This window comes from Vogesella mureinivorans, from assembly GCF_007644035.1.
Lineage (GTDB): Bacteria > Pseudomonadota > Gammaproteobacteria > Burkholderiales > Chromobacteriaceae > Vogesella > Vogesella mureinivorans.
Genome location: NZ_VMTV02000044.1, coordinates 1 through 302, shown reverse-complemented (window position 1 = coordinate 302; position 302 = coordinate 1). Strand labels below are relative to the sequence as shown.

At 67.5% G+C, this 302-nt stretch carries 1 protein-coding gene; it reads left to right on the top strand.

The annotated features are described in order from the left end of the window. Positions 1-302, top strand: a 302-nt coding sequence (locus FLQ44_RS01030) for an LptF/LptG family permease (protein WP_147692667.1), incomplete at both ends; no start/stop codon positions are given.

Below are 302 nucleotides of genomic sequence, written 5' to 3'. Positions count from 1 at the left end.
CCTGCCCTTGCTGCTGCCACTGGCCCTGTTCCTCGGCGTGATGCTCGGCCTGGGGCGGCTATATCGCGATAGCGAAATGGCAGTGCTGGCCTCGATTGGGCTGGGCATTGCCGATCTGAAGCGCGCGATCCTCGCCCTGGCCCTGCCGGTGGCCCTGATCGTGGGCCTGACCTCGCTGTGGCTGTCGCCGATGGCGCAGCGCGCGGCCACCCGGATGATCGAGGAAGCCAACAAGAGCCTGCTTGTGATTGGCCTGGAGCCCGGCCGCTTCGTCGAGCTGCAGGGACGTCCGGCCGTCATCT